Here is a 12,492-nt window from a genome sequence, read left to right as displayed (position 1 = left end):
TCTTGTGCGATAGCGAACGGAGGGGTGCAATGATCACGCGAAGGAATTTCACCGCGGGTGCAGCGACGCTGCTGGCCGCTGGTCACATCTCCACCCGCGCGCGGGCGGCGACGGTCAGCTGGGACATGTCGACGGTCTGGCCCGACGGCAATTTCCACACTCAGAACGCTTTTGCCTTCGCGGAAGAGGTGAAGAAGCAGAGTAGCGGCTCGGTAGCGATCACCGTGAAGGCCGGGGGCCAGCTCGGCTTCAAGGGCCCCGAGCATCTGCGCGCCGTGCGCGACGGCCTGGTGCCGCTCGCTGACGTCCTCAACATCCAGCAGGTCGGCGACGAACCCTTCATGGGCGTCGAGAGCATCCCCTTCCTGTGCGGCTCGATGGACGAACTGAAGGTGCTGCACAAATATGTGCGGCCCGAATACGAGAAGGTCGCCGCCCGCAACAACCAGAAGATCCTCTACATCGTGCCGTGGCCGACGCAATATCTGCACCTCAAGGTCAAGGTCGCCGACGTCGAGGGCCTGAAGAACATCAAGATCCGCGTGCCCGACAAGAACGCCGTCGACATGCTGGCCGTGGTCGGCATGGCGCCGGTGATGATCCCCTGGGGCGAGACGATTCCGGCGCTGGCATCGGGTGCGGTCTCGGGCGTTTCCACCTCGGCGGTCTCGGGGGTCGACGGAAAATTCTGGGAATTCCTGAAATACATCTACCCGACCAACCACGTCTGGTCGTCGCAGATGCTCACCGTCAATCTCGATTCCTGGAAGGCGCTCTCCAGCGATCAACAGAAGCTCGTTACGGATATCGCCACGAAGATGGAGCCGGCATTCTGGGCCAATTCTCTCAAGGCCGACGTCGACAGCCTCAACCGTCTCAAGGAGGGCGGCATGGAGGTGGTGCCGGTCTCGGACGCGATGATGACGGCCATCCGCAGCAAGACCGCCCCGCAGCTCGATGCGTTCCTCAAGCGTGTGCCGGCGGCCGACAAGCCGGTGCGGGCCTATCTCGCCGAAATGAAGCGTGGCTGAGGGTGACGTCTGGTGAGCGTCTCGCCCGAAGCTCCGCAGAGTCTCAATGCAGCGGCGCCGGCGCCGCTGCGCATCCTGCTCGACTGCATCGACCGCCTCGGCCGGCTCGACGGCTGGATCGGCGGCGGCTGCTTGTTGATGCTGACACTGCTGATGCTATGCGAGGTCGCAACGCGCTTCCTCTCGAACTTCTTTTCATTCTTCCCGCCGTCGATCTCGATCGCCTGGGAGTATTCGTCCTATCTGATGGCGGCGTCGTTCACCTTCGGCGCCGCCATGACGTTGCGTGTCGGCGGTCACATCCGTGTCGTGCTGCTGCTCAAGAACGCGCCGGCCTTGGTGCAGCGTGCGCTCGAGATCCTATCGGCGGCGGCCGGCTTCGCCTTCATGGCGTTCCTGACCTCGGCGATGGCGAAGTTCGCCTTCGGCGCCTATGTGCGCGGCCAGGTCTCGACCTCGAGCGATACGCCGCTGTGGTTTCCGCAAGCCGTCGTCACCTTCGGCATGCTGCTGCTGACGCTTCAGTTCCTGGCGCGTGCGATCCAGGCCCTGCTCGGCCTGCCGCTGGAGGATCACCGCATGAAGGCCTCGCCCGTCGAATGATCGCCCACGCGCCAATCCCCGGACAGCGGATCCCATGACCATCGAAGTCGTCGCCCTGTTTGCGATCCTGTTCGCGCTGCTGGCTTGCGGCGTCTGGATCGGCCTGACGCTGGCGCTCACCGCGACGCTGCTGCTCGCGATTTTCCGCTCGATCCCGCTCGACAAGCTGTTGCCGCAATATGCCTGGAACATCCTGACCACGCAGGAGCTGCTGGCGCTGCCGCTGTTCATCCTGATGGGCGAACTGCTGTTTCGCACCCGCCTGTCGCGCTCGCTGTTTCAGGGGCTCGCGCCCTGGGCCGGGCTTCTGCCGGGCCGCCTGCTGCATGTGAACGTGATCGGCTGCACCATTTTTGCGGCGATCTCGGGCTCATCGGCCGCGACCACGCAGGTGATCGGTCGCATGTCGCTGAACGAGCTGCTGCGCCGCGGCTATTCCCGCGACATCGCGATCGGCTCGCTCGCCGGCGCAGGCACGCTCGGCTTCCTGATCCCGCCGTCCAACATCATGATCATCTATGGCGTGCTCGGCGACGTCTCGATCCTGAAGCTGTTCACGGCGGGCGTGTTGCCCGGCCTGCTGTTAGCCGCCACCTTCATGGCCTGGGTGATGCTGCACACCAGCCTCAACGGCACCATGGTGCCGGAGACGGAAGCAAAGCTCTCGCAAGTGCCGTGGGGCGAGCGCTTCGCGGCGCTGAAGGACCTCGCGCCGGCGCTGTTCCTGATCGCCTGCGTGCTCGGTTCGATGTATGGCGGGCTGGCGACGCCGTCCGAAGCTGCGGCTGTCGGCGTGCTCGGCGCGGCGCTGGTCGCCTGGGCGCAAGGAGCGATGTCACAGCAGGTGATGCGGGACGTGCTGATCGGCTCGGTCGTGACCTGCTCGATGATCGCACTGATCGTGCTCGGCGCCTCGATCCTCGGCAACGCGGCTGCCTTCCTCGGCATCCCGCAGGCGGTGGCCGCCTTCGTCAAGGGGCTTGGCCTGTCGCCTTTCATGCTGATCGTGGCGCTGGTCGTCTTCTATCTCGTCCTCGGCTGCTTCCTTGACGGCTTCTCGATGATCGTGATGACGCTGCCGATCGTGCTGCCGATCGTGAAGGCGGCGGGCTTCGACGAGGTCTGGTTCGGCGTCTTCCTGGTGCTCGCCGTCGAGATGGCGCAGATCACCCCGCCGGTCGGCTTCAATCTATTCGTGATCCAGGGCCTGACCGAGGACGGCCTCGGCTACATCGCGCGCGTGACGATGCCGTATCTCATGATCATGATCGGCTTCGTGCTGCTGCTCACATTGTGGCCCGGCATCGTCACGATCCTGCCGCGGGTGCTGTACGGATAGATTTGCGCCGTCCCGGCTGAGCGGCCGGGACGGCATTTCGATGCTTCTGGCTTACGCCGCCGCCTTCTTCCGCGCCTGCTCGGCCTTGTACAGTTCGAACTCCTCCGCGATCGCCTTCGCGATTGAGGGCCGCTGGCGCAGGCGCTCGTAATACGCCTTCAGGTTCGGCCATTTCGCGAGCTCGATCGGCGGCGTCGCCATGGTCCAGTTGATGACCGTGACGAGATAGGCGTCGGCGACGCTGAAATGGTCGAGCAGGAATTCACGTCCCTTGAGATGATTGTCGAGGTAGTCGAGTCGCGACAGGTTCTTCTCTAGCGCATAGGCCTTGGCCTCCTGCGGCGCCTTGCGGTCGAGCACGGGCACGAACAGGGCCTTGTGCAGCTCGGTGCCGATGAAGCAGAGCCATTGATGTAGCCGCGTGCGCTCGATGCCCGCGGCGGCGCCGAGGCCGGATTGCGGGAAACGGTCGGCGACATATTGCAGGATCGCGGCGTTCTCGGTCAGCACCACGCCCTCGTCGGTGCGCAGCGTCGGCACGAGGCCAATCGGGTTTACGCTGCGGAAGTCGGAGCCGTCACTCAGCACTGTCTTCGTCGGCGGATCGACTTCGAGATAGTTCGCTTCGGCGCCAGCTTCATACAGCGCCACGCGGGTCGCCATCGAGCAGGCGAGCGGCGAGAAATAGAGATCCATCTGTAGCCTCCTTGGGCAATTCCTTCTGGGTGTCGCTCAACCTGGCCAGATTGATTTTTGTACTGTCTTGCATAATATAGGGTCGGTCAAGGATTATTTTGCGAAATGGTACAAAAATCGAAACCGCCAGCTGCTGCCAACGGACCCAAGCGCCGTGGCCGGCCGCGTGCCTATGAGCCCGATGTCGCGCTCGGCAGAGCGCTCGACCTGTTCCGCAAGCAGGGCTTTGCCGCGACCTCGCTCGACGATCTCAGCGAAGCCACCGGCATGAACCGCCCGAGCCTCTATGGCGCGTTCGGCGACAAGCGCGAGCTCTACATCAAGAGCTACCAGCGCTACCGGGAGGAAGCGCGCGCATCGATGGTGGAGATCTTTCGCCAGGAGATGCCGGTGCGCCAGCGGCTGGAGCGCATCTTTGCCTCCGCGCTGAACATCTATCTCTCGGGTGACACTGGTCCGCGGGGCTGCTTCACGGTGGTGACTGCGGCCTCCGAGGCGGTGAGTGATCCTGAGATCCGCGCCATGGTGCTCGAAGGTCTTACCGAACTCGACAAGGCCTTTGCCAATTGCTTCCGCCGCGCCAAGGAGAAGGGCGAACTGCCTGATAGCGCCGACCCATCGGTGCTGGCGCAGGTCGCATCCGCCACCGTGCACACGATCGCCATCCGTTCCCGCGCTCGCGTCCCGCGCAAGGAGCTCGAGGCCATCGTCAGCGGCGCGATCGACGTGATGGTGGGGGCTAAACCCTAGCTATCGTCCCGGCGCAGGCCGGGACCCATAACCACAGGGAGTGGTTAGGCGAAGACTTTTGATGACGAGTCTACTCTTACCGCGCACAATCGATGAATCACGCGGTATGGGTTCCGGCCTCCGCCGGGACGACTGTGAGTACTTGGCGCGAGCTATTTCCCCGACGTCGTCCTGGCGAAAGCCAGGACCCATAGCCACCGAATGCAATTTGGCGAAAGCTCGGGGTTAGAACGTCGTGCCGCAACTTCTCCCTGGGGTAATGGGTCCTGGCTTTTGCCAGGACGACATCCAATTTGCAGCCGCAGCTACGCCGCGCGGATATGCGCGAGGAAGCGGTCCACTTCGTCCCGCAGCCGCTGCGACTGTTTTGACAGCTCGATCGCCGATCCCAGCACTTCCTCGGCAGCGGTGCCGGTCGCCGCGATGCCGGCGGTGACGCCGGAGATGTTTTGCGAGACCTCGCCGGTGCGGGCCGCGGCCTGCTGGACGTTCTGCGCGATCTCCTGTGTCGCCGTGCCTTGCTGACCGACGGCTGCCGCAATCGCGGCCGAGATTTCGTCGACCTCCCGGATCGTCGCGCAGATCGACTGGATGCCGTCGACAGCACCGGTGGTCTCTCCCTGTACCGCTGTCACCTGCGCGCCGATTTCCTCCGTCGCCTTTGCGGTCTGGGTCGCCAGCGCCTTCACCTCGGAGGCGACCACGGCAAAGCCGCGGCCGGCTTCGCCCGCGCGCGCCGCCTCGATCGTCGCGTTCAGCGCGAGCAGATTGGTCTGTCCCGCAATGCCGCTGATGAAGGAGACGACGTCGCCGATCTTTTGCGCGGCGTCGGCAAGGCTCTGCACGCGCGCATTCGACCGCTGCCCGTCGCTCGCAGCCCTGCCGACGACCTCGGTCGCATGGGCGAGGCGGCGGCTGATCTCGGTCATGGATGAGGACAGTTCTTCCGCGGCGGCCGCTACCGTCTGGACGTTCTCCGAGGCCAGCGCCGAGGCCGAAGACACGGTGCGGGTCTGTTGCCGCGACTGCTCGACGATCTCGGACATCGAGCGCGCGGTGTGCTCCATCTCGACCGCGGCCGAGGACACCGTGGTGACGACGTCGCGGATGCTGGCTTCGAAATTGTCGGCGAGTGCGGCGAAGGCGCGCCGCTTCTCCGCTTCGGACTGCGCCTTGGCCTCGAGCTGCTCGGCCTGGAGCTTGCTAAAGCTCACGGCATTGTCGCGGAACACCGCGACGGCCTTCACCATTGCGCCGACCTCATCATTCGCTTTGCTGGCGGGAATGGCGACGTCGAGCCGGCCATCCGCGAGCTCGCGCATCACGCTCGTGATCGAGATGATCGGACGCGAAATGCTGCGAGCAATGAGATAGCCGACGATCGCGGCCAGCACGAGCCCGAGCGCGGCGATCCCGATCGCGAGCATCCAGGCGCGGTCGGCCGAGGCCTCGTAGTCGGCATTGTCCATCACCAGCTCGACCGCGCCGAGCGGTTTGCCGGAAAAATCCTTGATCGGTCCGAGCAACGCGGCGACCGGCGTCGTGTCGAGCTTGGCTTGCCGCACCGTGAAGTCGCCGCCGGTGGCGCGGCCGTAATCGGCCGCATCGAAGAAGCTCTTGCCGTTCAGCGTGCCACCGAACAGCTTGAAGCTTGAACCGTCGGCGAGATGGAAGGCGACGTCGACATGGCGGTTGGCCTTGAAGTCGTCGAAGAAAGGTTGGCCGAAGGTCAGACCGAATTCGACCGTGCCGAGATGCTTGCCGGCTTGCGCGATCGGCACCACGCCGCGGATGCCGAGTCCGGCCACACCGCCCTCGAGACCGACCACGACCTTGCGGTCCTGGTTGGCGACGACGACCGTCTTGCGAAAGCCGGAGAGGTCGTCGCCGAATTTCGCCGGCTGGTGCACGCGCAGGAACGAGGTCGCCGGCGCCACATGGAACTGGAACTGATCGACGCCGTAGTCCGACTTGGTCGCGGCAAAGACCGGTCCGAACAGGCGCACCAGCGCCTCGCGATCCTGCTTCGCCATGGCCTCTTGCGTCGCCGGCATCGACGCGACTACGGCGCTCATCGCGGCGGCGCGATGCGATTCCTCGGCGATGCGCGATTGCAGCGCATCGTAGTGGCTGCGCAGCTCGCGCTGGTCGGCCCGGTCGATGATCCCGGCGATGATCCACATCGCCCCGAGCACGGCAAACAGGGCAGTCGCCGCCGCCGTCACCGCCAGCGCAACCGTGATCCGCATCCTGAGGCCGAGGTTCGCCCGCATGTCCGACCCATTCGTTGAGCGTTGATTAACAACGTCTATCAACTTCTCTCTAAGAGAGGGTGAACGGGATACGGGTGGGGAGGGGCGGGGCGACGAGCCCAACAAAGCTGTCGTCCTGGACAAGCGCAGCTCTTGGCAACGCGTAGCGTTGTCCAGGGCGGAGCGCTGATCCAGGACCCATTACCCCAGGAAGTGGTTTGGCGAAGACTCCGATTACGACTTCGCGCCGCAACTTCTCCCTGTGGTAATGGGTCCTGGCTTTCGCCAGGACGACATCGAAAGTGAGGCGCGGTCGTGCCTCTTCCAACCAGGCGAGGCCCTAATACCCCCTGGCCCGATCCACCACGTTCTCCAGCACGCCGCCCGATTCGAGCCGCGCGATCTGCTCGGCGACGTAGGCCGAAATCGCGTCAGCGTCGGTGTCGGCCGCATTGTGCGGCGTCAGCAGCACCTTCGGATGAGTCCAGAACCGGCTGTCCGCCGGCTGCGGCTCCTGCACAAAGACGTCGAGCGAGACGGCGCCGAGCGTGCCGTCGTCGAGGCAGGCCAGGATGTCGGCTTCGTTCTGCAAGCCGCCGCGGCCGGCATTGATCAGCACCGGCGCGCCGAGCGGGCTGTTGCGGCTGAGCTTTGTGAAGACGTCGCGGTTGAGGATGCCATGCGTGTCCGGGGTCAGCGGCAACAGGCAGACCAGGATGTCGGTCGCGCGCAGGAACGCGTCGATTCCGTCCGTGCCGTGGAAGCATTCGACGCCCTCGATCGTGCGCGGGCTGCGGCTCCAGCCGGCGACGCGGAAGCCGAGCCGGCGCAGCACATCGGCCGCATCAGTGCCCAGCGTGCCGAGGCCCATGACGCCAACGGTGATCGCGCTCGCCGGCCATTGATATGTCGGCTCCCAGCGCTTCTCGCGCTGGCACTGGCGCAAATAGAGCTCCTGGCGATGGTGCATCAGCACATGCAGCACGACATATTCGGTCATGCGGTTGGTCAGGTCGGGCACGGCGACGCGCACCAGCGGCACATCGGGCAGGCTCTTGTCTGCCATCAACGCGTCCACGCCGGCGCCGAGATTGAAGATCGCACGCAGATTGGGGAACGCGCCGAGATCGCCCGGCACCGGTTTCCACACGGCGGCATAGTGCACCTCGGCCGGATCAAGGGCGGAATCGGGCAGCAGCATCACGCGACGGCCGCCGCAGACCGCGTCGAACCGGGCCTTCCAGCGCTCCGGCAGCCAGTTCTGCTGCGTGCTGTTGATCAGGACGGCCAGTGTGCCTTTGGTCATTCGAAGTGCCTCGTCGAGTTCCGCTTGAGAAGGCCCTCCTTGGCACGATCCGCCGGATTTTTCTTGCAAATTTTTTCCGCAGCCCTGTCGGGGCGGGGCATATTGGCGCGTCTTTAGAACAGACGTGGAAAGTGTCGCCTATGCTTTATGCCATTCTTTGCTATCACGATGAGGACTTCGTCGGCTCCTGGAGCAAGGACCAGGACGAGGCCGTGATGAAGAAGCTCGCCGTGGTGCAGGAGAAGCTCACACAGCAGGGTCGGCTCGGGCCGGTGGCGCGGCTGTTGCCGACCACCGCGGCGGCGACGCTGCGCAAGGAAGACCCGCCGCTGGTGCTCGACGGCCCCTATGCGGAGACCAAGGAGCAGCTGCTCGGCTTCTATATCGTCGACTGCAAGAACCTCGACGACGCGCTCGACGTCGCGCGCGAACTCGGAGCCGCCAATCCCGGCGGCGCCTATGAGGTGCGTCCCGTCGGCGTGTTCAGGCCCGGAGGAAATCTGACGTGAGCGAGGCCGACACCGCCTGGATCGAGACAGCGCTGACCTCGGCGCGCCCCCAGGCGGTCGGCGCGCTGCTGCGTTATTTCCGCGATCTCGACACCGCCGAAGAGGCTTTTCAGAACGCCTGCCTGCGCGCGCTGAAAACCTGGCCGCAGAACGGTCCGCCGCGCGATCCCGCGGCCTGGCTGATCATGGTCGGCCGCAACGTCGCGATCGACGAGGTCCGCCGCGCCCGTAAGCAGCAGCCGCTGCCCGAGGACGACCAGGCGATCTCCGACCTCGACGACGCCGAAGGCGCGCTTGCCGAGCGGCTCGACGGCTCGCATTACCGCGATGACATTTTGCGGCTGATGTTCATCTGCTGCCATCCGCAGCTGCCGGCGACACAGCAGATCGCGCTGGCGCTGCGCATCGTCTCCGGCCTCACCGTGAAGCAGATTGCGCGCGCCTTTCTGGTCTCGGAAGCTGCGATGGAGCAGCGCATCACCCGCGCCAAGGCAAAGGTCGCCGACGCCGGTGTCCCCTTCGAAGCGCCCGGCGCGGTCGAGCGATCCGAGCGGCTCGCCGGCGTCGCGGCCATGATCTACCTGATCTTCAACGAAGGCTATTCGGCGAGCGGCGATACCGCGGAGCTTCGCAAGCCGCTGTGCGAGGAGGCGATCCGGCTGGCGCGGCTGCTGCTGCGGCTGTTCCAGAGCGAGCCGGAGATCATGGGCCTGACGGCGCTGATCCTGTTGCAGCATGCGCGCAGCGCCGCGCGCTTTGCCGCGGACGGGTCGCTGATCCTGCTGGAGGACCAGGACCGTTCGCTCTGGAACGGCACCATGATCGCGGAGGGCCTCGCCCTGATCGACAAGGCGATGCGCCACCGCCGCAGCGGGCCCTACCAGATCCAGGCGGCGATCGCCGCGCTGCATGCGCGCGCATCGGCGCCGGAGGAGACCGACTGGACGCAGATCGACCTGCTCTACGGCGCGCTCGAACTGGTGCAGCCCTCGCCGGTGGTGACGCTCAACCGTGCGGTCGCGGTCTCCAAGGTGCGCGGACCGCAGGCCGCACTCGAACTGATCGAGCCGCTGGCGCCGAAGCTTGCCAACTACTTCCATTTCTACGGCGTGCGCGGCGCCTTCCTGATGCAGCTCGGCCGCAACGACGAGGCCCGCATCGCCTTCGACCGCGCCATCGCGCTCGCCAACACCTCCGCGGAAGCCGCCCATATCCGCATGCATCTCGACCGCCTGATCCGGGACAGCCAGCCGAAGCCGAAGGAAAGCGCCAAGGAAAGCGCTAAGGCGAAATAGGGCAACACCATCTCCGCCGTCATGCCCGGGCTTGTCCCGGGCATCCACGTTCCCTCTTGGCGTTCAAGGCGTGGATGGCCGGGACATCTGTGCGAAGACGCGCTTCGCGCTAATGCCCGGTCATGACGTAGGGCGGCATTGTGCCAAAAATTTCGTTTCGGTCTTGTCGACCGGGGTCTCCCTCGTTCGTCCTACGCCCGTATCCCGGGAGCTATCCATGCTGAAAGCCATTGCTGTCATCGCCATCGTCCTCGCGGCCGGAATTGCGGCCGTGCTCGTCTTTGCCTTGACGAAACCCGACACATTCCGCGTCGAGCGCAGTCTCGCCGTGAAAGCGCCGGCCGATGCGATCTATCCGGTGGTGGCCGATTTCCGCCGCTGGACCGCCTGGTCACCCTATGAGGGCCGCGATCCCGCCATGAAGCGGACCTTCGGAGGAACCGCGGAAGGCAAGGGCGCGACCTATGCCTGGGACGGGAACAACAATGTCGGCGCCGGTCACATGGAGATCCTCGAGGCCAACGCGCCTTCGAGGCTCCGCATCAAGCTCGATTTCGAGCGCCCGTTCGAAGGCCATAACAGCGCCGAGTTCACCTTTGTGCCGCAAGGCGATGTCACACTGGTCACATGGGCGATGTCCGGTCCGGCCCCTTTCCTGTCCAAAGTGATGCAAGTGTTCATCAACATGGACAGCATGATCGGCAAGGATTTCGAGGCCGGACTCGCCAGCCTGAAGAAGCTTACCGAGAAGCAATAGGCCTCACTACCAACGAAAAGGAGAGAAGCGATGCTCAATCCCTATCTGTTCTATCAGGACACCTGCGAAGCGGCGTTCAACCATTACGCCAAGGTTCTCGGCGGCAAGATTGATGCAATGATGCGCGCATCGGATGCGCCGCCGGAGATGCCGGCCTCGCCGGGCCGCGAGAAGATGATTATGCATGCGCGGATGTCGCTGCCCGACGGCAGCGTATTGATGGGGTCCGATGCGCCGCCCGAGCATTTTCACAAGCCGCAGGGCTTCTCGATCTCGATCACGGTCAAGGATCCCGCGGATGGCGAGCGCAAGTTCAACGCGCTCGCCGACGGCGGCAGCGTCACCATGCCCTTCAGCAAGACGTTCTGGGCCAAGGGCTTTGGCATGTGCGTCGACAAGTTCGGCATCCCCTGGATGGTGAACTGCCCGGCGGAAGGAATGTGACGGGCGCGACCGCCCACATGATTCATTGAAATGTGATCCCCTCTCTCCAAACCCGCGGGAGAGGGGACACATAATGACTCGTACGGAGCGTAGAGTCGTTCCGTCACGCGCGGATCGGCCGCTTGCCTCTCACCGGGTTGATCCGGTCACGTCCCCGTCCGGCGGCACCGGTTACACGCAGCGAGGGCAGATCACGAGCTTGGTGCCGAGCTGCCTGTCATTTTCCGCTTCGATTCGTCATGGATCGCCCACCACGCGTCGGAATACGGCCGCAGGGTGCCGAGCAATCGTTCCCGCTCCTGATTGGGATCACTTGCCGCGGGCGCGGGGTTCGTTGCGCGCCGCTTCGTGACATGAGGGCGGTTCGGGCCTTTGTTGGGATCTTGGCCGAGGCCATCCCATGCGATCGGACGACGCTCCTGCGCCGGTGCGACTGCACATCCAAGCAGCGTTGTGCAGAAAGTGAGCAAGATCAAGCCAAGTCGCATCATGCCGGGACCCAAAGTTCGGCGCGCGATGGGCAAGATCCGCGTGGGGAAACTTGCATAGCGTCGGTCAAATGGAACTTAAGGCAAACCAGTTGGCCGGCATGGCCGAGCAATGAACTTACGATTCGCATCACTCTGCGCGAGCAGTGCGGCCGCTTCGTGAAACGATGCCGACTGCATCGCACAACAATTGACGCAATATTGGGCTGTGATCTGCACGCCAGAATCGGTATTTGTGAGTCATAAAAACTACAAACTGGGATGGACGTCACTTGGAAGGGGAGCGGCCGATGGCGACGGCGCTACAGATCAACTTTGCTCTTTGGGGGATGCTCATTTGCGCCAGCATGAAGCTGGTGCCGGTGATCCAGACTCTCTTTTGAAGCCAGCCAGCGCGTGATGGCGAATAACCCCCGTGCGCACATAGCGTGCGAGCACAGGGAACCCGCCGTATGGCCTCGAACCAGCCAAGCCAAAGGCCATTAGAGCGGCGGCTGCCAAATTCGTCAGCGGCAGCGCGGATAGATCGCCGCGAGATCACGCCCCTTCAGCAAGAGCAACCGCGAGGTGAGGCCGCCACGGCGGCTGATCCAGTCGCGCACCGGGCCAGGATAGGCGGCAAGCACCGCGACCGATGCTTCCGGCTCGGCATAGAAGCGCCCGCGCCCGTCGACCGAGCGCGCGGCATGGAAGCCGAGCACCGCACGTTTGGTGACACAGATGCGCTCGCCCGGCACGATGCTCAAGACCAGCGTGCAGGCTGACAGACAAGGACCGTCGATCACCACGCGCTCGCCGCTCTCGCGCACCTTCTCGAACAGGTCGAGAAACGGCCCGACCGCTCCGCCCGGCGACTGGATGATGCGGATTTCGGCGGCCGCGGGCGCAGAGGCGAGCAGCGCTGTCGCGAGCATCACGGCTTGGACGAAAGCAAGGCGTTGCATGGTGCTCTCTCCGCACGGTTGACATCGTAGGGCGGGCAAAGCGTAGCGTGCCCACCATTGGCAACGCTGGTCCGGAAC

Annotated in this window: 12 protein-coding genes and 1 pseudogene; 8 read left to right on the top strand and 5 right to left on the bottom strand. The window is 64.6% G+C overall.

What is annotated here, in order from left to right:
• The first annotated feature begins 29 nt into the window (after positions 1-29).
• From AAE027_RS07435 to AAE027_RS07425, 3 genes are read left to right on the top strand one after another with little or no spacing between them, the layout of a single operon-like run.
• The gene (locus AAE027_RS07435) at positions 30-1,031 is read left to right on the top strand and encodes a TRAP transporter substrate-binding protein (protein WP_091880494.1); all 1,002 of its coding nucleotides are present in this window, start codon (positions 30-32) and stop codon (positions 1,029-1,031) included.
• Positions 1,032-1,040: 9 nt separating this feature from the next.
• On the top strand, positions 1,041-1,634 hold the full coding sequence (locus tag AAE027_RS07430; protein ID WP_091881164.1) for a TRAP transporter small permease subunit: 594 nt from the start codon (positions 1,041-1,043) through the stop codon (positions 1,632-1,634).
• A 34-nt stretch (positions 1,635-1,668) separates the two neighbouring features.
• Complete coding sequence (locus AAE027_RS07425) at positions 1,669-2,973, top strand: TRAP transporter large permease (protein ID WP_091880491.1); 1,305 nt, start codon at positions 1,669-1,671, stop codon at positions 2,971-2,973.
• A 51-nt stretch (positions 2,974-3,024) separates the two neighbouring features.
• Here AAE027_RS07425 and AAE027_RS07420 read toward each other — a convergent pair whose 3' ends face one another.
• Positions 3,025-3,669 (bottom strand): glutathione binding-like protein, encoded by a 645-nt coding sequence (locus tag AAE027_RS07420; RefSeq protein WP_128940104.1) that lies wholly within the window; start codon positions 3,667-3,669, stop codon positions 3,025-3,027.
• Positions 3,670-3,774: 105 nt separating this feature from the next.
• On the opposite strand from AAE027_RS07420, the gene AAE027_RS07415 reads away from it, so the two are divergent.
• Positions 3,775-4,419, top strand: a complete 645-nt coding sequence (locus AAE027_RS07415; protein WP_091880485.1) for a TetR/AcrR family transcriptional regulator — start codon at positions 3,775-3,777, stop codon at positions 4,417-4,419.
• Positions 4,420-4,724: 305 nt separating this feature from the next.
• Here AAE027_RS07415 and AAE027_RS07410 read toward each other — a convergent pair whose 3' ends face one another.
• Both AAE027_RS07410 and AAE027_RS07405 read right to left on the bottom strand, forming a co-directional pair.
• Positions 4,725-6,692 carry a methyl-accepting chemotaxis protein gene (locus AAE027_RS07410; protein WP_370990471.1) on the bottom strand — a complete coding sequence of 656 codons (1,968 nt, stop codon included), beginning with the start codon at positions 6,690-6,692 and terminating at the stop codon, positions 4,725-4,727.
• Between the two features lie 319 nt (positions 6,693-7,011).
• A complete protein-coding gene (locus AAE027_RS07405; protein WP_370990470.1) occupies positions 7,012-7,977 on the bottom strand; it encodes a 2-hydroxyacid dehydrogenase in 966 nt (321 codons plus the stop codon).
• 140 nt (positions 7,978-8,117) lie between these two features.
• On the opposite strand from AAE027_RS07405, the gene AAE027_RS07400 reads away from it, so the two are divergent.
• The 4 genes from AAE027_RS07400 to AAE027_RS07385 all read left to right on the top strand — a co-directional run bounded on the left by AAE027_RS07400 (position 8,118) and on the right by AAE027_RS07385 (position 10,982).
• Positions 8,118-8,486 (top strand): YciI family protein, encoded by a 369-nt coding sequence (locus AAE027_RS07400; RefSeq protein WP_128936532.1) that lies wholly within the window; start codon positions 8,118-8,120, stop codon positions 8,484-8,486.
• A complete protein-coding gene (locus tag AAE027_RS07395) occupies positions 8,483-9,781 on the top strand; it encodes an RNA polymerase sigma factor (RefSeq protein WP_370990469.1) in 1,299 nt (432 codons plus the stop codon). Before AAE027_RS07400 ends, AAE027_RS07395 begins: the two co-directional genes overlap by 4 nt.
• Positions 9,782-9,998: 217 nt before the next feature.
• The gene (locus AAE027_RS07390; protein ID WP_370990468.1) at positions 9,999-10,538 is read left to right on the top strand and encodes an SRPBCC family protein; all 540 of its coding nucleotides are present in this window, start codon (positions 9,999-10,001) and stop codon (positions 10,536-10,538) included.
• Between the two features lie 30 nt (positions 10,539-10,568).
• Entirely contained in the window at positions 10,569-10,982 is a 414-nt protein-coding gene (locus tag AAE027_RS07385; protein WP_370990467.1) for a VOC family protein, read from the top strand.
• A gap of 171 nt (positions 10,983-11,153) precedes the next feature.
• Here AAE027_RS07385 and AAE027_RS07380 read toward each other — a convergent pair.
• Together AAE027_RS07380 and AAE027_RS07375 are read right to left on the bottom strand one after the other, a co-directional pair.
• Positions 11,154-11,473 (bottom strand): annotated as a pseudogene (locus AAE027_RS07380) (hypothetical protein).
• A gap of 503 nt (positions 11,474-11,976) precedes the next feature.
• Positions 11,977-12,414: a hypothetical protein gene (locus tag AAE027_RS07375; protein WP_370990466.1), complete on the bottom strand. Its 438-nt coding sequence runs from the start codon at positions 12,412-12,414 to the stop codon at positions 11,977-11,979.
• Positions 12,415-12,492: the final 78 nt, after the last annotated feature.

Source organism: Bradyrhizobium sp. DN3, assembly GCF_041357655.1.
Classification (GTDB): Bacteria; Pseudomonadota; Alphaproteobacteria; order Rhizobiales; family Xanthobacteraceae; genus Bradyrhizobium.
Note: the sequence above shows the minus strand (reverse complement) of the source record. Positions and strands in the feature narration are given on the sequence as shown.